22 protein-coding genes and 1 tRNA gene are annotated in these 23,403 nt (G+C 54.4%); 13 read left to right on the forward strand and 10 right to left on the reverse strand.

What is annotated here, in order from left to right:
• Positions 1-9 precede the first annotated feature (9 nt).
• The 3 genes from XM38_RS00810 to moaC form a co-directional block, all read right to left on the reverse strand.
• A complete protein-coding gene (locus XM38_RS00810) occupies positions 10-333 on the reverse strand; it encodes a DUF3181 family protein (protein ID WP_080810940.1) in 324 nt (107 codons plus the stop codon).
• Between the two features lie 13 nt (positions 334-346).
• The gene (locus XM38_RS00815) at positions 347-652 is read right to left on the reverse strand and encodes a 2TM domain-containing protein (RefSeq protein ID WP_080810909.1); all 306 of its coding nucleotides are present in this window, start codon (positions 650-652) and stop codon (positions 347-349) included.
• Positions 653-1,355: 703 nt separating this feature from the next.
• On the reverse strand, positions 1,356-1,841 hold the full coding sequence (gene moaC, locus XM38_RS00820; protein WP_088428839.1) for a cyclic pyranopterin monophosphate synthase MoaC: 486 nt from the start codon (positions 1,839-1,841) through the stop codon (positions 1,356-1,358).
• A gap of 52 nt (positions 1,842-1,893) precedes the next feature.
• Here moaC and XM38_RS00825 point away from each other — a divergent pair.
• Positions 1,894-1,967 (forward strand) — tRNA-Arg (locus XM38_RS00825).
• Here the strand turns inward: XM38_RS00825 and XM38_RS00830 are convergent.
• Positions 1,968-3,278 (reverse strand): MFS transporter, encoded by a 1,311-nt coding sequence (locus tag XM38_RS00830; RefSeq protein ID WP_088428841.1) that lies wholly within the window; start codon positions 3,276-3,278, stop codon positions 1,968-1,970.
• Between the two features lie 71 nt (positions 3,279-3,349).
• Between XM38_RS00830 and XM38_RS00835 the strand changes: the two genes are divergently transcribed.
• Positions 3,350-3,853, forward strand: coding sequence for a DUF1643 domain-containing protein (locus tag XM38_RS00835; protein WP_080810904.1), 504 nt, complete (start codon positions 3,350-3,352; stop codon positions 3,851-3,853).
• Here XM38_RS00835 and XM38_RS00840 read toward each other — a convergent pair.
• The 3 genes from XM38_RS00840 to XM38_RS00850 all read right to left on the reverse strand — a co-directional run bounded on the left by XM38_RS00840 (position 3,850) and on the right by XM38_RS00850 (position 6,192).
• A complete protein-coding gene (locus XM38_RS00840; protein ID WP_080810938.1) occupies positions 3,850-4,269 on the reverse strand; it encodes a GNAT family N-acetyltransferase in 420 nt (139 codons plus the stop codon). The two genes, XM38_RS00835 and XM38_RS00840, sit on opposite strands and share 4 nt — an antisense overlap.
• A gap of 124 nt (positions 4,270-4,393) precedes the next feature.
• Positions 4,394-4,777 carry a phage holin family protein gene (locus XM38_RS00845; protein ID WP_080813262.1) on the reverse strand — a complete coding sequence of 128 codons (384 nt, stop codon included), beginning with the start codon at positions 4,775-4,777 and terminating at the stop codon, positions 4,394-4,396.
• A 128-nt stretch (positions 4,778-4,905) separates the two neighbouring features.
• Positions 4,906-6,192, reverse strand: coding sequence for a hypothetical protein (locus XM38_RS00850; protein WP_080810901.1), 1,287 nt, complete (start codon positions 6,190-6,192; stop codon positions 4,906-4,908).
• A gap of 548 nt (positions 6,193-6,740) precedes the next feature.
• Between XM38_RS00850 and XM38_RS00855 the strand changes: the two genes are divergently transcribed.
• From XM38_RS00855 to XM38_RS00880, 6 genes are all read left to right on the forward strand, one after another.
• Positions 6,741-8,117, forward strand: a complete 1,377-nt coding sequence (locus tag XM38_RS00855) for a UDP-N-acetylmuramoyl-tripeptide--D-alanyl-D-alanine ligase (RefSeq protein ID WP_088428843.1) — start codon at positions 6,741-6,743, stop codon at positions 8,115-8,117.
• Between the two features lie 339 nt (positions 8,118-8,456).
• Positions 8,457-8,951: a M67 family metallopeptidase gene (locus tag XM38_RS00860; protein ID WP_080810897.1), complete on the forward strand. Its 495-nt coding sequence runs from the start codon at positions 8,457-8,459 to the stop codon at positions 8,949-8,951.
• A 98-nt stretch (positions 8,952-9,049) separates the two neighbouring features.
• On the forward strand, positions 9,050-10,222 hold the full coding sequence (gene moeB / locus XM38_RS00865; RefSeq protein ID WP_080810891.1) for a molybdopterin-synthase adenylyltransferase MoeB: 1,173 nt from the start codon (positions 9,050-9,052) through the stop codon (positions 10,220-10,222).
• Positions 10,223-10,227: 5 nt separating this feature from the next.
• On the forward strand, positions 10,228-10,815 hold the full coding sequence (locus tag XM38_RS00870; protein ID WP_088428845.1) for a hypothetical protein: 588 nt from the start codon (positions 10,228-10,230) through the stop codon (positions 10,813-10,815).
• Positions 10,816-10,901: 86 nt separating this feature from the next.
• The gene (gene sbcD / locus XM38_RS00875; protein ID WP_088428847.1) at positions 10,902-12,209 is read left to right on the forward strand and encodes an exonuclease subunit SbcD; all 1,308 of its coding nucleotides are present in this window, start codon (positions 10,902-10,904) and stop codon (positions 12,207-12,209) included.
• A gap of 25 nt (positions 12,210-12,234) precedes the next feature.
• Positions 12,235-13,308 (forward strand): hypothetical protein, encoded by a 1,074-nt coding sequence (locus XM38_RS00880; RefSeq protein ID WP_080810886.1) that lies wholly within the window; start codon positions 12,235-12,237, stop codon positions 13,306-13,308.
• Positions 13,309-14,102: 794 nt separating this feature from the next.
• On the opposite strand, the gene XM38_RS00885 is transcribed toward XM38_RS00880, so the two are convergent.
• The gene (locus XM38_RS00885; RefSeq protein WP_080810883.1) at positions 14,103-16,583 is read right to left on the reverse strand and encodes an ATP-dependent Clp protease ATP-binding subunit; all 2,481 of its coding nucleotides are present in this window, start codon (positions 16,581-16,583) and stop codon (positions 14,103-14,105) included.
• Between the two features lie 359 nt (positions 16,584-16,942).
• Entirely contained in the window at positions 16,943-17,554 is a 612-nt protein-coding gene (locus XM38_RS00890) for a GNAT family N-acetyltransferase (protein WP_080810881.1), read from the reverse strand.
• Between the two features lie 114 nt (positions 17,555-17,668).
• Here XM38_RS00890 and lysA point away from each other — a divergent pair, with 114 nt between their 5' ends.
• From lysA to XM38_RS00915, 5 genes are all read left to right on the forward strand, one after another.
• Entirely contained in the window at positions 17,669-19,090 is a 1,422-nt protein-coding gene (gene lysA / locus XM38_RS00895) for a diaminopimelate decarboxylase (RefSeq protein WP_080810935.1), read from the forward strand.
• Between the two features lie 141 nt (positions 19,091-19,231).
• Positions 19,232-20,155: a diadenylate cyclase CdaA gene (cdaA, locus tag XM38_RS00900; protein ID WP_080810880.1), complete on the forward strand. Its 924-nt coding sequence runs from the start codon at positions 19,232-19,234 to the stop codon at positions 20,153-20,155.
• Positions 20,152-20,901: an isoprenyl transferase gene (locus XM38_RS00905; RefSeq protein ID WP_080810879.1), complete on the forward strand. Its 750-nt coding sequence runs from the start codon at positions 20,152-20,154 to the stop codon at positions 20,899-20,901. The genes cdaA and XM38_RS00905 overlap by 4 nt, the downstream gene beginning before the upstream one ends.
• Before the next feature lie 93 nt (positions 20,902-20,994).
• The gene (locus XM38_RS00910; RefSeq protein WP_088428849.1) at positions 20,995-21,411 is read left to right on the forward strand and encodes a YdcF family protein; all 417 of its coding nucleotides are present in this window, start codon (positions 20,995-20,997) and stop codon (positions 21,409-21,411) included.
• A gap of 131 nt (positions 21,412-21,542) precedes the next feature.
• Positions 21,543-22,415, forward strand: a complete 873-nt coding sequence (locus tag XM38_RS00915; protein ID WP_080810933.1) for a mechanosensitive ion channel family protein — start codon at positions 21,543-21,545, stop codon at positions 22,413-22,415.
• A gap of 16 nt (positions 22,416-22,431) precedes the next feature.
• Here XM38_RS00915 and XM38_RS00920 read toward each other — a convergent pair whose 3' ends face one another.
• Complete coding sequence (locus XM38_RS00920) at positions 22,432-23,331, reverse strand: Ppx/GppA phosphatase family protein (RefSeq protein WP_187329223.1); 900 nt, start codon at positions 23,329-23,331, stop codon at positions 22,432-22,434.
• Positions 23,332-23,403: the final 72 nt, after the last annotated feature.

Raw genomic sequence — 23,403 nt, forward strand, 5'->3', positions numbered from 1 at the left:
GGCCACCTCTTACAGGTCGCGCTGAAAGTCTTCTAGACGCCGTAGTAGGTCCTGCTGGCAGCCGGCGGGGACTAGCTCCCCTAGGGGCAGCTGTTGTCGCCCTCCCCCTAGGGGCACCGAGATGTCTTTCAGTGCCGCTGCGATCGCATCAGCTGAAATCTTACCCTCGGTCAGGCTGGGGTACAGGGCATTGGCCAGAGTTTGATGCAGCCGGGTGCCCTTGACCTTGGCATCCCTGAGATAGAGATGCCACTGGGCAACGTCAATGTAGACCACATCGCCGATCTCACTGGCCAGGGCCTCCAGGGTTGCCGCAGTGTCGTAGCTACTCATATTGCTACTCATGTTAAGTTTCTCTCTGCTTCGTCGCCTCGGTCGTCACATCGGCCGTTGCGTCATCATCCGGCACACTTGGCTTTGAGTAATTTGCGATCGCAAAGATATAAATGCCATGGATGGCCAATCCAGCCACCCAAATCCCAGTTACCTTAGCCACCCAAGGCACCCAGAGGGAGTTTAGCTGATGGGCAAACCATAGCCCCGAATTGACCGCTGCAAAGAGAGCCACGTGGACAGCGAAATTGATGCGATCTTCCAAACGGCGGTAAGCCGAATCACGACGGTCAGGTTTGCGGGGCCAACGAGGAGGCATAGGAATTTCCAAGACGGCGTTCGTTTATCCATTGTAGAAGGTCGTGGGGGAGTGGGAGAGTGGGGGAGTGGAAGAGTGGGGGAGTGGAAGAGTGGAAAAGTGAAGAGTGAAGAGTGTAGGGCTGTGCCCGTGCGTAGCAGCAGAGTGGGCGGGTGGATGAGTAGACGAGTGAGTGGGTAAAGGAGACAGGGAACAGGTAAGGAGTGAAGGGGTGTTGGGGTGTTGGGGAGAAGAGTTTTAAGGTCTTAGGGTTGAGTGTTGAGTTCTCTCGGGAATGATTGAATTCACGCCTCAACCAGTCTCCAGTCAAAACTCTTTTTCCTGCCTATGCCTGTCTCTGCTTTGGTTTATTCGTCAGGTAGAAGAGCCCCTCGCTACTCTGCCGATGCGACGCGATCCTGAACGGCCAATTGACCAGCCCGTCCGTAGGGTCCAGGGCGGTAGTTCGACTGCGGAGCCGCTGAGTGCAAAGCACTCGCGTCGCGTTTCATGTCGCTTGCGAAACGCGCTTGGCGAAGCCGTTCGGCCGAGCTCAGGCCGAGGCCTGGCTGAAAGCCATACACCACAGGCAGTTCGACTCCGCTCACCAGCAGCGATTTGCTCTGGTTTTAGGATGCCTGAGGAAATGCACTCTCTCTCCTAACCCGTTAGATGTTCGCCTAAGAAGCTCAGGGTAAGCCCATAGAGACTTGTCCCGCCGCTCTTATTCCCCCCTGCGCCACTCTCCCGACTTCCCACCAGTTTTCTGCAGCAGGCGAATCTCGCCAATGGTCATGGATTTCTCCAGAGCCTTGGCCATATCGTAGAGGGTCAGGGCAGCTACCGATACCGCCGTCAGCGCTTCCATTTCCACCCCGGTTTCGGCCTTGGTCTTGACCGTTGCCCGGATCTCATATCCTGGTAGGGCCGGGGCAGCTTCGATGGTTACCTCGATGGTCTGCAGGGGTAGAGGATGGCACAGAGGAATCAGGTTAGCCGTCTGTTTGGCGGCCATGATGCCAGCCAGGCGAGCGGTTCCCAGTACATCGCCCTTGGGAGTATTGCCAGCCTCGATGGCGGCCAGTGTCTTTGGGGCCATTGACACATGGCCAGCAGCCGTTGCCACCCGTACCGTCGCTGCCTTGGCCGACACATCGACCATATGGGCATTCCCCTGAGCATCCAAATGGGTCAATTCAGAAGATGTCATGGCAAATTCCTCAGCAGCCATCGATAAGTGTGTTAGTATTAGTTTCCGTTGAGGGCGTGTAGCTCAGTGGACTAGAGCACGTGGCTACGGACCACGGTGTCGGGGGTTCGAATCCCTCCTCGCCCGTTATTTACCGGCAACGTAGGGATCTACGGCATAGACGTCGCGGCCACGCCCCAAGGCAAATCGTAGGGAATGGGGCAGATCTTTGCTAGAGGCAGTGACAAACACTCCCAGCCCAATCAGAGTCATCAGGGCAGCCAGGCCAAAGATACCGCGATAACCGATGGCATCTGCAATGCCACCAAAGGTGGGGCCTGCCAGGGCGATCCCCACATCAAATCCCACCATGGCCAATCCAAACACTCGACCCCGCTCGTCAGATTCAGATCGATCCCCCATTAGAGCCGCGATCATGGGAATCAAGGTCCCTGCCGCCATCCCCTGCACTAACCCTGCTAGTAAAAACCAGGAAGCACTATCGGCCCACCAGAATATCGCCATGGCCAGAGTGTAGAGGGCCAAACTGAGGGTGATGAAACGGCCGCGGCCATGGCGATCCGAGGCTCGCCCCACCAAGATGCGAATGGTAAAGCTGGCCAGGGCGGAAGCAGTGTAGATCAATCCTACATTGAGGCTAACGCCGCTCTCTCGCATATATAGCGGGACAAACGTGGTCAGGGTGCCGAAGGCCAGGCCCACCATGAGCAAGATAATGGCTGGCGTCCGTACCCGCGGTGTCCATAGCAGGCGCCAAAACGGGTGGGGCTCCTCAGTATTTCCTAGGGAGCGAGGCCGGGGTTGGTAAGTCTCCTTCACTCCCAGGCAGCAGAGCAGACCAATCAGGCCCAAGATTCCCATGGCCAGAAAGGCTACTTCAAAGCCGGTGCCTTCTAGCAGAAAGCCCCCCAGTGCTGGACCCAGGGCTAGCCCCACTGGATTGACCAGACTCATGTAGCCAATCAATTCTCCTCGATTCTGGGGGGGTGAGATATCGACGATCAAGGCGCTGTAGGCTACTACAAAGGCAGCAATACTGAGGCCATGGAAGGCTCGTATGGCCATGATCGCCAGGAGTGATACATCTAAAGTTACTTGCTGGGAGCCCCATGGCAGCGACAGCACCGTATGGGGCAAAACCTTAATGCTGAGATAGCCCAAGGGAGCCAAGGCAATGGCCCCGATGCCAATCAACAACACTAGCTTGCGGCCTCGCTCATCAGCCAGGCGAGATAGCCGTGGCCGAGCCAGCAGAAGCCCTAACGCGAAGGAGGCCATGACAATCCCGATTTGCTGGCCACTGGCCCCTAGGGTCTCAATGAACAGAGGCAGAATCGGTAATAGCCCGGCCAATCCGGCCCAGAAACAGAGTCCGGCAACAAATAGGGCAGCTAGATTAAACCGCAATGCAGGACTAAAGGACAAAAAGATCTTCAACGTATCTGTGCACTCCCTTCGCGACCATTGGTAACGGATGCCTATCTCTATGAGTAGCAGATTGTTAACAAATGTTGCAGAAATCAATTCAACGCACCGCCGTCTTTGACCCCAGTGGTCGTTATCGTTATCGATTGGAACGCTACTGGCATCCCATGGATGCCAGGCTAACGCTGATTATGCTGAACCCCAGTCGAGCCGATGCCAAGGACGATGATCCCACCCTGCGGCGGTGTATCGGTTTGGCGCAGAGATGGGGGTATGGGGGCCTGGTAGTCGTCAATCTGTTTGCTTACTGCACGGCTGACCCGCGAGCCTTAAAACAGGCCCAGAATCCCATCGGGGTAGACACCGATGCCTACTTACTCGAGGCTGCTGCTGAGGCGACTACGATTGGGTTGGCCTGGGGCAACGGTGGTGGTTTTATGGGCCGCGATCGCATCGTCTGCCAACTGCTATCCCCCTACCGAGCCCAGTGGCACTGCCTGGGACGCACCCAAACCGGTCACCCTCGCCACCCGCTCTATGTGCCGCGCTCAGTCACCCTAATACCCTGGAGCCCTGAGGTCAGCTAAATCAAATGCTTCACCATCTTGATATGGGGAATGCCGGCTTCCTGGTAGATAGGACCTTCCTCCTGGAAGCCCAGCTTTCGATAAAATGCGATCGCATGGCACTGGGCCGACACTATAATTTGCCGATGGTTATCTGTAGCGGCCGCCATCATCAACGTTTCCATAATGGCTTTGCCAATACCCCGCCTCCGCAACGGGCGACTCACCGCCACCCGTCCGATGTAACCAGTCGGAAGCAACCGTCCCGTCCCCACGGGGTGTTCATGCCACCAAGCCAGAGCATGGGTAGCCAACGGATCAAAGGCATCTATTTCAAGTTCTGGCGGCACCCGTTGCTCGTAGACAAAGACTTCGGTACGAATCTGGTGAATGATTGCCTTAAAAGCATAGTAATCAACCAGACCGACGCGAAGCATAACGGGCACCCAACGGAAAAAGCCTTTCCATCGTCCCGCAAAGGCTTCCCCAGGTAAACATTGGGGAGAACCCCCAGAATCTATGCCACCGTTGTGATAACTATCACCATCAAATTGATGGGTACTAGCCTGCCGATAGGCCAAAAGCCCCTAGGATCCAAGACAGAATAGAATTGACAATGCTCAGAGCAATTGCCCCCATAACGGCACTCCAAATGCCCTTACGTAGACGGAAGCCTTCCACTAACAGTGCCGATAGGCCAAAGACGATCACATTGAGGATCAAGTACAACAACCAAGACAATCCCAACGTAAACAGGGCCAGCAGTGGATTGTTCAAGAAGCCCAAGATACTCAGCAATCCATTCAGCACCCCAAAAACAATCCCTGCCATCAGGGCCTTGCCAAAGGTATCCACCTCTACCCCGAGGAAGGGGATTCGAGCGATGATCAGCAACGCGATGGCAGTGATGATGGCCGATAATAGAAACGAGATTAGAAAATCCATAGTTCGATATCACCTCCCAATAATCCATGGGATGACTATCGCAGTTGCCAGGGAGACCGTCAACGTCAACGGAACCGGTGAGACTTCCTGGGCGGCTAACTCAGCCCCTAGCAGCCATTGCCGTCTGCCTAGATCGCTGTCAGGTGGGAGAGATCTAGGCAGCCAAAATTTAGGCTCAGGGCAATGTTGAGATTCTCCAACATCTTCACCAGCCAAGTCACTGTATCTCTGGCTGTGCTCTCGTAGTGACTAAACAGAATCGAAAACCGGCGTTCCAGGTAGGGTTTAACTCGGCGGCAAATCAGTAGCAGTCGCAGCAGCAGTCCTGTAGTCAGGCTAGGACCAACATTGTTAATCAAGTCCACAAACAAGTAATGCTGAGGATTCTGAGCCGAATCCACTACTAGAAAATTAAACAGCTGACTACAGGTGCGCACCATCAGAAAGTCATTCAGCGGCTGCCCGTGATGTTCTGGCGATAGCGCAGCCAGATAATCTGCAAGCAACTGGTTAAACATACGATTGCCGTAGGCGGGATCGATGCCAGCCGTCAGGTACCCGTGCAGGGCCTGTTTAAAGTCTTGATAAGAGGCCGAACGACAATTTTGAGCTAAAAAGCGGCGGGCCCCATCGCGATAACTGCTCCCATCTCCCCTGTGCTCTGAGAATAACCGCAATGAGGTCACCAGTTCTCGATCATTGAGCAGAGTAGGATTCTCAATCGGGCGCAGACAGTCAGCAATATCGTTCACCCCTTGGCGCTGCAGCCGAGCCTGTCGCACGCGATAGGTCAGATAATGAGATAGATCAACCTCGAATTTATGCTGAGCCGTCGCCTGAATTGAACGCACCGTCTGTTGGTGCTCAGGGGTGCTGTCTTCACTGACGAGACAATGCTCGTAGAGATAGGGGTAACGATCAATCAGGGTTCCCAAAGGACGAGACCCAAGCAGCTCCCGCCGCTGATCCCGACCAATGATCACGTGCGCTAACCGCCGCAATGTCAGATATTGCTCAGTGGCCCTAAAATCAGCAACCAACTGGCGCAGTCGTCGAACAGAGCGTCCCCTAGACAGTTCTGTGATTGCTCCCGTAGGCCCAGCCTCTAGACAATCTATTAGGGTGGGAATCGCTGACTTTAACTGTAGATGGCTCTGCCAACGGTTAATCAGGATATGACAGCAACGGTTCAGAATGTAGCGAAAATAATGCTCGATGTCCTTAGCCGCCAGAATATCGTCTAAGACCTCTACAATTTGGCGATTGGGATAACCTACCCCCTCAATGAAGAGCACTCGAAAACGCTCGACAACGTGTTCTGGAGGTTCCAACTCCACGCAGAGGAGCAAATGATCATACAAATGCTGCTCCTGAGGGGTGGTAATTCGGTTGTGATAACTGGTCCAGGTGTTCACAGTCAGTATTCACCCTTTGCCCCCCGTTATGTCGGAGGAATTGATAGTTATTTATCACATCCTGATGGCAGCTCTAGTTCCGTGTAGTACGTATCCTGCCGCCTACTTACGATCATTAAGTAAGCCAATGATCAAAAGCGTCAGTTTTTACACCGAATTAGCTTGATGATTATCTCTAGCCTAATACGTACATATGCTGAAACAGCCTGGATACAAAGGATACAACCATCAAGATTAGGTAAAAATCGAGATATTACCATCAAGTGGCAGTTAAGGCTGTTCCCTAGGCAGCCACTCATACTAAGCGTTTTCAAGCGTTACAGGAATTTCCCCAGCTAAAAATCCATTAATATTTCACAATACTCCCCTAAAAATGTAAATCACCTCTCCCGATCATTGGCTAGGTCAGCATTTGGTACTTTCAGGTAGGTTATGCAACCTTGTGTCGTTGTCTCCGAGTAGCAAGCGAGACGGTCCTCCCCAGGACTCCTCTGCCAGCCTAGGCCGAGACACGGTTTAATAGAGAGCGTCCTGTCTTGAAAAACCTTATGGGGTTTCGTGCCACACTAGAGCAGATTCTACAGATCACTGCCGCCATCCTGAGGGAAGATGCTGGGAATCTAGATGAGACTTGGCTGTCACACATTTCGACAGACAGCCGTGATTTACCGGAAGGCTCCCTATTCATAGCATTATCGGGAGATCGGTTTGACGGCCACGACTTTGTCTCCCAAGCCTTGGCCCAAGGGGCGGTTGCCGCCATGGTCCATAAGCCGATTGATGGTGCGGTAACGGGGCCACTATTATCTGTGCCAGATACGCTTCAGGCCTATCAGGCCCTGGGTCGCTGGTGGCGACAACAGCTAGGACTGCCCCTAGTGGCGATTACGGGATCTGTTGGCAAGACCACGACCAAAGAATTGCTCGCGGCGGTTCTCAGTCACTATGGCCCGGTTCTCAAGAGTGAAGCCAACCATAACAACGAGATTGGGGTGCCAAAAACGCTATTAAACCTGACGAGTGCCCACGCCTATGGGGTGGTAGAGATGGGCATGCGGGGTCCTGGCGAAATTGCGCTTTTGAGCCAAATTGCGCAACCAGATATTGCGGTGATTACTAATGTGGGAACTGCCCATATTGGTCGCCTGGGGTCAGAGCAAGCCATTGCTGAGGCTAAGTGCGAGCTGTTGGCTACGCTCCGTCCCGAGGGCACAGCCATTCTCAACCATGACAACGCTCGACTGATGCGAACTGCCGCTAGGGTTTGGTCAGGTCGCAGCCTCACCTTTGGCCTAGAAGGGGGAGATGTGCAGGGCCACTTTCAGTCCCCGGATCAGGTGTTTGTAGACGGGGTAAGATTACCTCTGCCTCTACCAGGGCGACACAATGCCTTAAACTATCTGGCCGCTATTGCCGTACTCCAGGCCCTGGAGCTAGATTGGCGATTTTTGACTGCAGGCATCTCGTTACAACTTCCCAGTGGCCGTGCTCGCCGGGTAAATTTGTCCTCTGATGTGGTCATTCTGGATGAGACCTATAACGCTGGGGTCGAATCGATGTCAGCTGCTCTAAGGCTATTGGCAGATACCCCAGGTCAGCGACGCATTGCGGTACTGGGTACCATGAAGGAATTGGGAGAGTATAGTCTTGTCCTACACCACGATGTGGGCAAGGCTGTCTATCAATTGGGGATCGATCGATTGCTGATTTTGGCCGATCCGGCTGAAGCGGAAGCCATGGCAGTCGGTGCCCTACCTTTGCAAGCCGAGTGCTTCGATCAAGCCGAGGCCTTGACCCGACGACTAATGGAGATAATCCAGCCGGGAGATCGGCTGCTGTTTAAAGCCTCTCGGGCCGTGGCCCTAGATCGAGTGATAGATCAGCTGGGCCATAGTGACACTGATATGAGTCTAAGGCAAAGATAACTGAGCACCTCCTGGCAGACAGTGACCGACCATTCCGAACTCTCCGACTTCTTAGCCTTCCACCCAATGACTAGTCTCTGACCTAGGGCGCTATCTACTAGCTTTCTACCCAGTGGCCCAGATGGATTACTTTGTCCTAGAGACCCCGCAAGGCGGAACTGGAATAGGGTTTAGAATGGGGAATGGCTATGTCATGCTCAGTTTGGGAACTGCCGTTTCCCTTGGGGCAAGCTACTGGGTCTGACCTGAGATGCGGTTTGTTGCCGCAGCCCTAGCTGTCTGCCCCAGCATTTGAGAGGCCTCTCTTGACTGGAATACTTACCTCCCTGGATTTGTCCTATGACCCTAGTGCTGACGGCTGACCATCTGCATCAGATGCGATCCCATGGTGAACGCATGTACCCAGAGGAGTGCTGCGGTATTCTGGTGGGACAACTGTTGCCGGATGCTGGCCAGCGGCAATTGCTGGAGCTACACCCGGCTGATAATGACTGGCGACCCGATGTTGATGTAGACGATGGCAATCCCTCAGGGGCTCAGGGGGAATCGCAGCACCTAAGCCGGACTCGGCGCTATTGGATCGATCCACGGCGCTTGTTACAGATTCAGCGGTATGCACGCGATCGCAACCTTGCTATCATTGGTATCTATCATTCCCATCCTGATCACGATGCCGTTCCGTCTGAGTGCGATCGCACCCTGGCCTGGCCAGATTACTCCTATGTAATCGTGTCAGTACACCGAGGGCAGGCGGTTGATGTTCGGAGCTGGCAACTCGATGAGACCCATCACTTTCAACCTGACCCCCTGCAAATGCTGTCTATCGCCCCTTAGGATATGGCGAATTCTATGGCCACTCTTCCAGGCTATGGCCTGAGTTAATGGAGTTGGCCCTACCCTAAGCCCTAATTCTCCATCCCCTCTGGATTACCATGCTGAACCCGAATCTCGATACGATTCAACTGACTAAAGACGACTACACTCGGTACTCGCGCCACATCATTCTGCCCGAAATTGGTCTCGACGGGCAGAAAAGACTAAAGGCCGCCAGCGTCTTATGTATCGGCACTGGCGGCCTAGGGTCTCCCTTATTGCTCTATCTAGCCGCCGCTGGTATCGGCCGCATCGGCATTGTTGATTTTGACGTCGTCGACCATTCCAATCTGCAGCGACAGGTTATCCACGGCACTTCCTGGGTGGGCAAGCCCAAGATTGAATCGGCCCAGGCCCGCATTTTAGAGATCAACCCCTACTGTCAGGTCGATCTATACGACACTCGACTCTCCTCGGCCAATGCCCTCGATATCATAGCCCCCTATGATGTCGTGGTCGATGGCACCGACAACTTTCCCACCCGCTATCTAGTCAACGATGCCTGCGTCCTCTTAAACAAGCCGAATGTTTACGGGTCTATCTTCCGCTTCGAAGGGCAGGCCACTGTCTTCAACTACGAAGGTGGACCTAACTACCGTGACCTCTACCCGGAACCCCCACCGCCGGGCTTGGTTCCCTCCTGTGCCGAGGGGGGCGTACTGGGTATTTTGCCGGGCATCATCGGCGTGATTCAAGCCACAGAAACCGTCAAAATCATCGTGGGACAAGGCACCACTCTCAGTGGTCGGCTATTACTCTACAACTCCCTGGATATGACTTTCCGGGAATTGAAGCTACGTCCTAACCCTGAACGCCCAGTCATCGAGACGTTGATTGACTATGAGGAGTTCTGTGGCATTCCTCAGGCGAAACAACAGGAAGCCCAGGAGCAATCTGCCATGGCTGAAATGACGGTGCAGGAACTAAAGCAACTGCTGGATAGCAACCAGGACGACTACTTGTTGATCGATGTTCGTAATCCCAACGAATATGAAATTGCTAACATTCCTGGTGCGGTCTTAGTGCCTTTACCAGATATCGAAAATGGTGAGGGGATTCATCGGGTCAAAGAACTGCTCAACGGGCATCGCCTCATCGCCCATTGCAAGATGGGTGGGCGCTCTGCCAAAGCCCTGTCGATTCTGAAAGACGCTGGTATCACTGGTACCAATGTCAAAGGGGGGATCACAGCTTGGAGTCGTGAAGTGGATGCCTCAGTTCCCGAATATTAAGGCCTATGATGCTCCGCAACTTTAGCCAATGGGGACTGCTGACTCTGTCATTCTGGCTTGGCGGGGCAGGCATCGCTCAAGCTCTGCCAGGCCAACCAGTGGAGGTGGTGAAAGCCTGGATTCAGGCCAACCCAACCCTGCGCCCGAACCGGCCAGATACATTAGTGGTACATCGTACCGATACACCGGCGCGGCGGTTTACGTTTCGAGCCTCGGTTTTTCCCATCGGCAACCTAACGCCAGAGGTAGACCTGAGCCATATTCGTACTGAGCGATTTGATCTATTTGATCTGGCCAATGGTGTGGATGTGGAGCGGCTAGAAGAGTCCCTGCGGGCAATTTATGGCCCAGATATCTACGCCGACTACCAGCTCGCAGAACCCCTGTATCGCTATCCTAATGTTGAGTCGTCGGCAACGGCTAATCCTGCCGTGATGGTAGAAGGAGAGGTGCGGATAGGGGAACGATTTGCCTACTGGCTAGAGTTAAACTCTGATGCCCAAGGCGTCACCCGGGGACGCATGACAATCCTGACTAAGGCTGACCTACCGCGACTGTGGCCTATCTTAGGGGTGGAAGACGAGACATTCTGACGCTAGCTTTCCAAGCAGAGACGGGGTTCGCTATTCTGAGGCCATGACCGCCCCGACGTTCCTGGCTAACCATAGGGAGAGCATCCATGGCGATAACGCTTCTGCACCTATCCGACATTCATATGGGTAGTGGGTCTAGCCATGGGCGAGTGAATCCAGTCACTGGTCTTAATTCACGTCTCGAAGATTTTACCCAAACCCTAGCTCGCTGCATTGATCGAGCAGTCGAGGAATCGGTGGATTTGGTCTTGTTTAGTGGGGACGCCTTTCCGGATGCGACCCCGCCGCCGGTGGTGCAGCAGGCCTTCGCCAAGCAATTTCGGCGCTTAGTGGATGCGCAGATTCCGACGGTGTTGCTGGTGGGCAACCACGATCAACATTCCCAGGGCCAAGGAGGAGCTAGTCTCTGTATTTACCGGACTCTGGGGGTGCCCGGCTTTATTGTCGGCGATCGCTTAGACACCCATGCCATTGAGACTCACCAGGGGCCGGTGCAGGTGGTGACGCTACCCTGGCTCACCCGCTCTGCCCTATTAACCCGCCCGGAAATGGAGGGATTGTCCATGGCAGAGGTCCATCGGCAGCTCATAGAGCGCCTGCGGGTAGCTCTAGAAGGGGAAGTGCGTCGTCTCGATCCCAAGGTACCATCAATATTACTGGCCCACGCCATGGTTGATACGGCTCAGTACGGGGCTGAGCGCTTTCTGGCGGCGGGGCGTAGCTTCACCATCCCGATGGGGTTGCTAGCGCGCCCTTGCTTTGATTACATCGCTCTTGGCCATGTGCATAAACATCAAATTCTGAGCCAGCAACCTTTAATGCTCTACCCCGGCAGCATCGAACGGGTAGATTTTAGCGAAGAGCAAGAAGAGAAAGGTTATGTCTTGGTTTCCCTTGAGAAGGGTCAAGCCCAAGCTCAATTTTGCCCTCTGCCAGTGCGCCCTTTTCGGACCTTGAAGATCGATGTGTCTGATAGCGACAATCCCCAAGCGGATTTGCTGGAGGCGATTGTGGTGGCGGACTTAGAGCAAGCGATAGTGCGATTGAATGTGCGCTTGCGGCCAGACCAACTCGATCAGCTCGATACCAATGCCCTCGAGCAGGCCCTACATCATGCCCACAGTTACAGCCTAAATCCGCTATTGGTCAGTCAGTTATCTCGCCCTCGACTGCCAGAGCTGGCGGCTGACGATCAGCGAGAACCCATTGCTGCCTTGAAGGCCTATGTAGCCCATCAGCAGGACTTGTCAGAGATCGCCGATGACATGATTGAGGCTGCCCAAGCCTTACTCGCCGGTGAGGTCATACCTAGGCCGACGACTGATAGGAGTATGGCAGAGGAGCCTGGAGCAGAGGACCCCCCAGAGCCTTCCCGGCAATTGCGACTGTTGTGATGTCTATGGAGTCGTCATCGCGATTATGTTTGAGCAGGTGGTTGCAGCCCTAGAGGTGGGAGACCTGATTCGAGCACAGCAGTTGCTGAGTCGATGGCGTCAGCAGTCATCCCGAGATCCCTGGCAATGGCTAGCGCTCGGGCGTTACCAGGAAGCTAACCAGCAGTGGGCATCGGCAGAAACCACCTACCGGCGGCTATTGCAATGGGCGCAGCAACCACGCCTAGTAGCTCAAGTTCGCCAGGGGTTAGAGCGGGTGCAACGGGCTGTGGCGGAGAAGCAACAACAGGCCCTAGAACAGGCTCGCCAACAACCCGGCAGCCATGAGGCAGCCTTGTTGGTATTAGAACCGAGTCAAGGAGATGCTCGGCAAGCCGCCATTGCCGGATTGGCCCAGGTGATGCAGTTAGATGCCTATTCGGCCGGATTGCGTCTATCTAATCAAGCGTGGCGGATTTTTCGAGTCGGTTCGGCTGGAGACATGTTGTACTACAGTCAAGCTCTACAGCAGCAGCAGACTCCGGCCTTTGTTATCCGGCTGACGGATATTCAAGCGGTTCAGGTATTCCGCGTGAACTACTGGCAGGCCCTGTCTCCGAGGGCAACCGTTGTCTGTCAGAATACCGCCCAGCAACTGGGGCAGATCACCTTTGACTGGACTGAGGTTCAACAACAGGTGATTGGCTTACTGCCTGTCTATGAGTCGGTGGTAGATTTGGATCCACGGGGCCGACTGCGACGCAAACAGTCTACCCAGGATTATGCTGAGGTGATTGATCTGCATCTCTATCATCGGCGCTGCGTGCTGCGAGTGTGCGATCGCACCTACCAATTTCGTCGTGGCACTGACACCCCTGCCACAGCCCTACCAGAGCTGACCACCAGTCGAATGCAGTGGAACCAACTGCGGCAAGAACTCACCCAGCGGATTACTGGTCCCTGCTGGAATGATTTTGCCAAATTTGGTGATAGTGCCCTGGAATATTTAGACTTACTACCAAAGTTCAACCCAAACCTGCATATACCGGGAGCCCGCAACGATTCCTGGAGTGCTGCCTTTCATCTCTACAGTAGTCTTCACTTCCTGCGCCACCGCTAGCCATAGCGAGAGAAGATTTACATAAAACGCCCTAACAAAAAGCGCCTGGAATATCCAGACGCCACAGAAGCGAGACAGGTTCACAGGATGAGTGCTTCTCGACTCTCAGACATCTAACTAGGAGCCTTTACCTGACGGGCCAGATCCTTGTAAGCAGATAGGCTAGGACCTGGGCGCCGACGGCTGTTGTTATTCAGACGAGGATTGACTAGGTACTCCGTGGCAAAATTGCCAGTCGGTTCCGGAGCAGAGGAAGCTGCAGTAGAAGGCTTAGGAGCAGATGCCTGAGGCTTAGCTCCAGTTTTAACCGTAGTTGCCGTCCCCTTCGCCGAGGATGTTGACGATAGGCTTGAAGAGGACGCCACAGCTGCCATTTGCGGGGCTGCCTGAGCAGTCTCTGCCTCAGCATTGCCTGACTTAGTCGACGAGGGCGGCTGACTACCGCTGCTAGCCTGATCAAGCTCTACATAGTACTCAGCTTTCTTACCCAAGCCAACTAAGCCACCAATAGCCCGAAGGATCCCTCCAATTAGTGAGAAGACACCTCCAATCAGCGAGAAGAGAGCACCAAAGATTTTCTTGATCAGACCCATATTGCCTACTCCCAACAAAAATATCGATCTAGTGCTGATCTGACGCTACACTATGCTAGCCAGCGTTCAGTAATTATTAATAAACTATCAAGTTAGGTTACGTAATAGGTCAGGAACCCAGTCATAACTACACAAAAGTTAACAGAGCGGCTTGTCCTATAGGACAAGCCGCTCTCATGATGATGAGTTTAATTTAGCCTGTTAGACACCAGCCTGCTCGGCGCCCTGAGCCATCAGTTCTTTGCGCTCACGGGTCTGAATCTGAACCTTGCCGTCCTCATCAACATCAACGATAGCCGTGTCACCTTCTTGCAAGCGGCCAGAGAGGATTTCTTCCGCTAGGGTATCCTCCAGCAGTCGCATGATCGCCCGACGTAAAGGTCTAGCTCCGTAGCTGGGATTATAGCCCTCTTCTACCAGACGATTCTTGAACCGCTCGGTCACCTCGAGGCTGATACTCTTCTCGGTCAAGCGGCCAAAGACCTCCCGCAGCAGGATATCCGAAATACGCTTGACTTCTTCCTTGGTCAGCTGACGGAAGACAATGATCTCATCCAATCGGTTGAGGAACTCAGGGCGGAAGTACTGCTTCAACTCTTCATTTACCAAGGAGCGAATGCGATTGTACTGAGATTCTGCCTGGTCTTCTTCGAAGTCGAAGCCGAGACCACCGCCTCCTTTCTCGATCACCTTAGAACCGATGTTGGAGGTCATAATCAGCAGCGTATTCTTGAAGTCTACGGTACGTCCCTTGGCATCGGTGAGACGGCCATCTTCCAAAATCTGCAACAGCATGTTGAAGACATCGGGATGGGCCTTCTCAATTTCATCGAACAGTACCACCGTATAAGGCCGTCGCCGCACTGCCTCGGTCAACTGCCCCCCCTCGTTATAGCCTACATAGCCTGGAGGTGAGCCGATTAGCTTAGACACTGTGTGGCGTTCCATGTACTCTGACATGTCGAGGCGAATCATGGCCTCTTCTGAGCCGAAGAAGTAAGCTGCCAAAGCTTTGGTCAGTTCTGTCTTACCAACCCCGGTCGGTCCCGAGAAGACAAAGCTAGCAATGGGACGATTGGGATTCTTCAGCCCGACGCGGGCGCGACGAATGGCCCGGGAGATGGCTCTAACGGCTTCGTCTTGACCGACCAAGCGTTGATGTAGAGTATCCTCCATGTGCAGCAGCTTCTCGGATTCAGATTCAGTCAGCTTGCTCACGGGCACCCCGGTCCAGGAAGCAACGATTTGGGCGATGTCTTCCTCGTCTACGAGAGGGCTATCATCGCCATTGCTGTCTTCCGACTTCTTACTCTGGGCAATGGCACGGATCTCTGCCTTGATCTCCATTTCCCGATCTCGCAATTCCCCAGCTTTGTCAAAGTCTTGGGACCGCACCGCGTTGTCTTTCTCTTTGAGCACCTGACGCAGCTCTCGATCGAGCTCTTTGGCCGCTGGCGGTAATTGGGAATTAATCAGTCGGACCCGCGATCCAGCCTCGTCAATCAGGTCAATGGCCTTATCTGGCAGATAGCGATCGGAAATATAGCGGTCAGATAGCTTGGCGGCAGCATCTAAGGCCGTATCGGAGATCTTGAGCTTATGATGTTGCTCATAGCGATCTCGTAAGCCATGGAGAATTTCGATGGTTTCCTCGACGCTGGGTTCTCCCACCATCACTGGTTGGAAACGACGCTCCAGAGCCGCATCCCGCTCAATGTGCTTACGATATTCGTCCAGAGTAGTCGCACCGATACATTGCAGCTCACCCCGGGCCAGGGCTGGCTTTAAGATATTGGCGGCATCAATGGCTCCTTCAGCGGCCCCCGCACCAATTAGGGTGTGAACCTCGTCGATCACGAGGATGACATTGCCGGCAGAGCGGATCTCATCCATGATCTTCTTCAGCCGCTCTTCGAATTCACCACGATACTTGGTACCCGCCACCAGCAGGCCAATATCTAAGGTGACCACCCGGCGCTCTTCTAAAATGTCGGGAACATCGCCGTTGGAAATCCGCTGGGCTAGGCCTTCGGCAATGGCTGTCTTACCTACGCCAGGCTCACCAATTAGCACCGGGTTGTTCTTGGTCCGACGCCCTAGGATCTGAATGACTCGTTCAATTTCTCTCTGGCGACCAACGACTGGATCCAACTTGCCCTCGGAGGCCATCTGGGTCAGGTTGGAGCCAAACTCATCCAGGGTAGGTGTTTTAGTGCGTCCTTGGCTCCCTCCCGCTGATACCTCAGCGGTCTCTCCCAGCATTCGAATCACTTGAGTACGAACCTTGGAGAGATCAACGCCCAGGTTTTCTAGGACCCGGGCGGCAACTCCTTCACCCTCGCGGATGAGCCCTAAGAGCAGATGCTCAGTGCCGATGTAGTTGTGGCCTAGTTGCCGTGCCTCTTCTAGAGATAGCTCTAGAACCCGCTTAGCTCGGGGAGTAAAGGGAATCTCGACGGCGACAAACCCCGATCCACGACCGATGATTTTTTCAACCTCAATGCGAGCATCTTTGAGGTTAACGCCCATGGATTTCAGCACCTTGGCGGCAACGCCGGTTCCTTCTCCAATAAGCCCCAGGAGAATTTGCTCAGTGCCCACAAAATTGTGGCCTAAGCGACGTGCCTCCTCCTGGGCGAGCATGATCACCTTGATAGCTTTTTCCGTGAAGCGTTCAAACATGGCGGTTATCCATCACCTGCTGCGTGCCGGTTACGCTGATTCTAACACAGGCAAAATGGTCGACCGTACCTGAATAAACAGGCTAATTTCAGATGGTTTCCCGATCTACCGAGATCACCCGAAAGACCACTAACCCCTTTTCTTGCGGAGATATCTACTAGATATAGTGTGAACCTAGCCAGGAGATGGGGAGACTCGGCAGCAGAATTGGTAGCTGGGATTTAGAGCACTGGGATCAAGATAATGGCTCTTAGCCTGAGAGCTGTCTAAATAAGCGCTAATTGTCTCCCATTCTGTAGAAAATTCTAGAGAAATTGCTCGAGAAGATACAAATTACATCCAAGCAGTAGTTAACGATACTAATAAACATTAATTTTTTCAGAAAAACTCGCGTCGTTTGCCAATGGATTGCTAGCAGCATCTCCCTGTAGGATGCGCCATTCTCGACTCTGTAAGCGCTGGTGGATAGGGATTAGGGTTTGCCGCCACTGGGCTTGGTAATCAGGGTGTCTGAGGCCGCTCCGCCACAAAATCATGGCATCTTCGTCATCTGCGTAGTAGTGGTGGCGGCGACCCGCCTCAGTGAAACCAAATTTACTGTAAATGGCTAGGGCGGCCTGATTAGAAGGACGCACCTCCAACGTAGCGCGAGCTAACTGACGATGGTGGGCCCGCCAGAGCAATTGCCCTAGTAACCACTGACCTAGGCCTAGGCCGCGGTGGCTAGGGGCAATACCTAATAGGGTGATGTGGGCTTCATCTAGGATGGCCCATAGGCTGCCAATGCCAATGATGGCCTCAGTCGCACCAATCGCCTCGGGCCGACTCAGAACGATGAGATCACTATTGGGGCTATCTAGTTCGCGACGATAGCCATCTAAGCTCCAAAGGCCACCAAAACATAGTTGATCAAGATGAACAATAGCCGGTAAGTCGATATTGGTCAGAGGGCGACAAATCAGTCTGGGCATGGGTGTCGAGGAGAGACAGCTGCAATTGTACACTGATGTATTGGAGCCATTGACCGGTGGCAATGCACCGCTTGCGGAGGTGGCTGACGTAACCCTTAAATGGCCAAGATTGTGATGGTATCAGCGATTCCAGCAGATCAACAAAATTCGAGCTATCGCTATTTGACTGTCAATGGCGGAACGTCTGAAATGTCTCGATCTCCCAATCAGAGCCTGTTGCCCCTGACAGCTGAGGTAAACCAGCAGGAGCATTTACAGGTAGGGGGATGTGATGTGCCTGCTTTGGTGGCCCGGTTTGGATCGCCTCTTTATGTGTTGGATGAACAGTCTCTGCGGACGGCCTGTCGTCAGTATCGCCAGGCGTTTGAGCACTATTATCCAGGACAGGCGCTGGTACTATACGCCTCTAAGGCATGGAGTTGCTTGGCCGTATGTGCGATCGCAACCCAAGAGGGCTTAGGCATCGACGTGGTATCAGCGGGAGAACTGGTGACAGCACTCCAAGCAGGTGCCCAGCCCAGTCAGACATACTTCCATGGCAACAACAAGTCAATGGCAGAACTGCAGCTGGCCCTGGAAAGCCAGTGTCGGGTGGTAGTAGATAACTGGTATGAGCTGCGCTGCTTGGCTCAATTGACCGCAGAGATCGCCGCTCCCCTGACTATCTTATTGCGGCTCACCCCTGGCATTGAATGTCATACCCACGACTACATTCGCACCGGCCATATTGATAGTAAATTCGGCTTTGATCCCGATCAGCTGGAACAGGTTTTTGGCTTCGTCAGTCAGCAGCCAGGGTTACGATGCATCGGCTTACATGCCCACATCGGCTCGCAAATCTTTGAGCTGCAGCCCCACTATGACTTAGCTGCCGTCATGGTGAGTTGGCTCCAAACCGCAGCCCGCTATGGCTTGGCCATGGAAGAGCTAGACATTGGCGGGGGGCTTGGCATTCGCTACACCGAAGCGGATGATCCGCCCAGTATCGAAGCCTGGGTCAAGACTGTTTGCCAGGGGGTGGTCGCTGCCTGCGAAGCCAGCCAGCAGCCCCTACCGCGTCTGCTGTGTGAACCGGGCCGCTCCCTGATTGGAACCGCCTGCGTCACGGCTTATACCGTAGGTAGCCAAAAGACGGTGCCTGGGATTCGCTCCTATGTGGCGGTAGATGGCGGCATGTCTGATAATCCTCGTCCCATTACCTACCAATCCGTCTATCGGGTGCTAGCCGCCAGTCGCATGGCGGCTCCTTTGAGCGACACCGTGACCCTAGCCGGTAAACACTGTGAGTCAGGAGATGTCGTAATCACCTCCGCCCAGGTGCCTCCCCTCATCGCAGGAGAGGTCATCGCCATCCCGGCAACGGGTGCCTACAATTACAGCATGGCGTCTAACTACAACCGAGTGCCACGCCCTGCGGCAGTACTCGTCGGCGGCGGTGACGCCCATCTGATTATTCGGCGGGAGACCCTGCAGGATTTGATTCGGCAAGATTGTTTGCCAGATGCTCTAGGGGTCTCATCTGAGGAAGGTACGTAGAGTTGGTGCCTTGGCGCGTCACCTGTAGACGTGGGGACATCGGGCTCCGAGGCTAGACACCGTAGATTTCGAGCCTAATCAAGCTGACAATCGTACGCTATAGACCTAGCTACTGTTCCAATCAAGGCCCAACCGACTGACATGGATCGCCCCTGGGAGCAATGGCTGATACACCTGGATAGGTTTCGACTTGTGCTGCTTCCAGCTTTAGATATCATCCTAGTGCTGTTGTTGACCTACATGGTTCTGGTCATCATTGGCGAGCGCCGCACCCTGTGGATGGTACGAGGGCTCATTTTTTTGATGCTAGCCGCTGCATTGAGCAAGGCCCTAGGCTTACAGCTATTGAGCTTTGTCCTAGACAAGCTCGTCATCGGCTCGGCGGTGGCCATGGCGTTTATCTTACAGGGGGAATTTCGGCGACTTTTGGAGCAAGTTGGTCAAGGGCACCTGAGGCAGCTGTTAAGTCCATCCCATGAGCCCATTCCCCAGCCTGACAATGTCATCGATGAAATTGTCGATGCCGTCAAAGAGCTATCGCAAAATCGTACCGGCGCCCTGATGATTCTGGAGACCGACCAACCGATTGACGAACGGGACTTCTCGGTACCAGGGGTGCGCCTCAATGCCGAAGTGTCTAAGGAGCTGTTGCAGACCATTTTCCAAACCAGTACCTTGCTCCACGATGGGGCCGTCCTGATTCGGGCCTCTCGGGTCATTGCGGCCGGGGTGATCTTGCCCATTTCAGAGCGGTCTGCCTCTCGTCAGCTTGGGACTCGCCATCGGGCCGCCATGGGGATCACCGAACGGGTGGAGCATTGTCTGTGTGTTGTGGTATCAGAGGAAACGGGTTCCATTTCTCTGGCCGAACAGGGTATCCTAAACCGGCCACTCACCAGCAGTAAATTACGGGAGTTGTTGCGGGCCAAGTTTTCCCGGTCTGTCGAGCGGGATGTGGTGGCGCCCCAACTCCGTAGCTTAGGGAAGCGTCTTGGCCTTCAGGGACTCTCCTTCCTGCAACGCTTGCTTCGACTGCCATCGTCGGCCTCTCGGAAAAGAAAATGACCATTCAGCCTGTTGTTCCTCCCCCATTGCCGACCGATTTAGACCGGGATCGCCTCCCTAGACATGTTGCTGTCATTATGGATGGCAATGGCCGCTGGGCAAAGCAGCGAGGATTACCTCGCATCATGGGCCATCGCCGTGGCGTGGATACGCTGAAGAAGCTGTTGCGCCACTGCCGGGACTGGGGCATTGAAGCCCTGACTGCCTATGCCTTTTCCACGGAGAACTGGGGCCGGCCCGTGGAGGAGGTGGACTTCCTCATGACCCTATTTGAGCGGGTATTGCGGCAGGAATTGGCGGAAATGATAGCCGAGGATGTGCGGATTCGCTTTGTGGGTAATTTGGGAGCCTTACCCCAGTCTCTGCGCCATGAAATCGATCGGGCCGTCGCTGATACCCAGGGCAATAGTGGAATTTGCTTCACGGTGGCGACCAATTATGGCGGCCGCCAGGAAATTTTGCAGGCCTGTCGTGCGATCGCAACCCAGGTTCAAGACGGCATCCTCAAGCCTGAAGATATTACTGAAGACCTCTTTACCCGCCACCTCTACACGGCCGAGGTCGGCGACCCCGACTTGCTGATCCGCACCAGTGGCGAAATGCGGATCAGTAACTTTTTGCTGTGGCAACTGGCCTACGCCGAAATGTATGTCACCGAAGTGCTGTGGCCCGACTTCGACGACCATGAATTGCATCTGGCCCTGCATGCTTACCAGCGACGAGAGCGTCGTTTCGGTAAAGTCTAATCGGTAAAGTCTAACGCTGGCCCTGGCTCGATTGCCGTCTATACAGCATTTCCTTACTGGGTGAGGTACAGCCTATCTGCTGATATCAGCGGCATGAGTGACTCGGTAGAGATACTAGATCTGCTCAACCAGATGGAGGTTCCCCCCCAGAAGCTCATGGGGGAGCGCTGTTCCCAGAGCACTTGGGAAAACGCTTTATTCTCTGAACTATTGCTGGAACCCCGTCAGATCGATCGGATTGTATTGGTGACCGATCCAGCCCATATGCCCCGAGCCTATCTGGTTTTCGAGCGCTTTGGTTTTGAGGTGTTTACCCATCCTTGCCACCAGTTTGATTCCCCCGTCTCCCTGGCTCGCTCTCAGCGCATTTTGCGAGAATATATCGCCCTGGCTAAATACGCCCTAGCCGGTCAGTTTTGGCCCCAGGCCCAGCCCCAAGAAGCGCAATTGGTTGCCCGGGCTGATGCCCAGCTGCAGGATTGGCAATGCGACTTAGTCGGCGCCCAGTAGCCCCCTACTAGTCAGCCATTAATAAATGGTTGTTACTGTCATGAATAATTCTCGGAAAGGGCTATTATGCTTGCTTGGGTAACGCTCGTAGACCGATGGTCGTTGCCCAGATGCCGATAGTCTCCCTCTCCATGGAAAATTTGCTACAAGAAATCCAGACCAGTCTGTTGAGTCTGGTCGGTGACATCACTAAGGCCCTGCCAGGTCTCCTCGTGGCCATTGTGGTGGTGCTCCTAACCCGCTATGGCGCCAACGTTGTGCGCCGGTTCACTGCTACCCTGGCCTCCCGTGTCCTGAGTAATCGCTCCCTGCAATCACTACTGGTGCAGACCAGCTACATTGCCGCTTGGGTAGTAGGTATCCTGGCGGCTGGTATTATTGCCTTTCCAGATCTGGGGCTGGGGGATCTGATCGCCCTGCTGGGGCTAGGATCTGTGGCCATTGGCTTTGCCTTCCAGGACATCTTCAAAAATTTTCTGGCCGGGATCTTGCTGCTATTACAACAGCCCTTTCGCATCGGGGATCAGATTATTGTCAATGAGTTCGAGGGTACCGTCGAGACTATTGCGCTGCGGTCCACTCAAATTCGCACCTATCGAGGCGAAGAGGTGGTTATCCCGAATTCCATTGTCTTTACCAGTGCCCTGCAGGTGATGACGGCCTATGCCTATCGTCGCACTGATCTAGATATTGGCGTTGACTACAACACGCCGTTGCCCTTGGCCGTAGAGACCCTGTTAACTGCAGTACAACGAGTGGAACGGGTGCTCGAGACCCCCAGGCCAGAGGTCGACATCGTTGGCTTTGGGGATAGCTCTATTAACTTAGTGGTGCGCTACTGGACTAGCCCGGAGCAGAAGTGGGTACGGCAGGTCAAGACCCAAGTGATGATTGCCCTGAAGCAGGCCTGCGACCAGGCCGATATTGTCATTCCTTATCCGATTCGCACGGTGTATCACTTTGATCAGGAACGATTTAATGATCACTATCCTCTCGATTCCTAGGTGAGGAGAGTGAGAGTCAGAGCAAGATGCCGTAGCGAGGACCGCGCACGGTAACAGTAAGGTGCAGGCTCCGCAGTTGTCGCATCAGGGTAATGAGCAGGCGCAGTGCCGGCAAGATCACCATGGCGCGGCCCAATTCCATGGCCGGGAGGTCGGCGCGCTGGTGCAGGCTGAGATGGTTCAGTTCGTCGTAGAGCATCTCGAAGTCCTCGAGTTCGAAGCAGTGGCCATCGATGCGGCGACTGTCGTAGGTGGCGAGGTTCAGCATCAGGGCCGCTAAGGTTGTGGGAGTACCACCGGTGACTAATAGCGGTAGGGTAGTGGCCGGGATCGACTGGAATACTTGGGCCAGGTAGACGTCCATGGCTTGGGCAATTGGTCCTGGAATGCGATCGCAAATTTCGAACCGTTCCCGCAAGCTCACAGCCCCCACCGGCAAACTCCAACTGGCCTCAATATGGCCCTGCTGCCCCATGACCACCTCGGTGCTGCCGCCGCCGATATCAATCACCACCGCTCCCCCGGCAGGAATCTGAGCCGTGGCGCCGCGAAAGGTGTAATGGGCCTCTTCTTCCCCGCTCAAGACCCGAATGGACCAGCCCAACTCCTGCTGGACTCGCTGCTGCAGAGTAGCGGTATTTTGGGCCTGACGCAGGGCAGCCGTGCCGTAACAAACGGGGTGATCAACGCCATACTGGCTTAAGATTTGGCCGTAGTCCCGCAGCACCATGAGGGTGCGGGCCATGGCCGCTTCAGATAATTGGCCGCTGGCCACCACCCCTTCCCCCAGATGGGTGGTGCGGGCCAAGTCCACCACGGGGTCCAAGTGACCATGGCGGTACTGGGCAATCAACAACAGGGCAGAATGGGAGCCAATATCAATGGCCGCTAAGGGGGCAATCGGGGCAGTGGGCATCCGCACATCTCCAAGGGTGCCGGTTTGCATTATCTCAGGGATCGGGGCAGCCCAGGGACCAAGACCTGGCTG

This window comes from Halomicronema hongdechloris C2206 (genome assembly GCF_002075285.3).
In the GTDB taxonomy this organism is placed as follows: Bacteria; Cyanobacteriota; Cyanobacteriia; order Phormidesmidales; family Phormidesmidaceae; genus Halomicronema_B; species Halomicronema_B hongdechloris.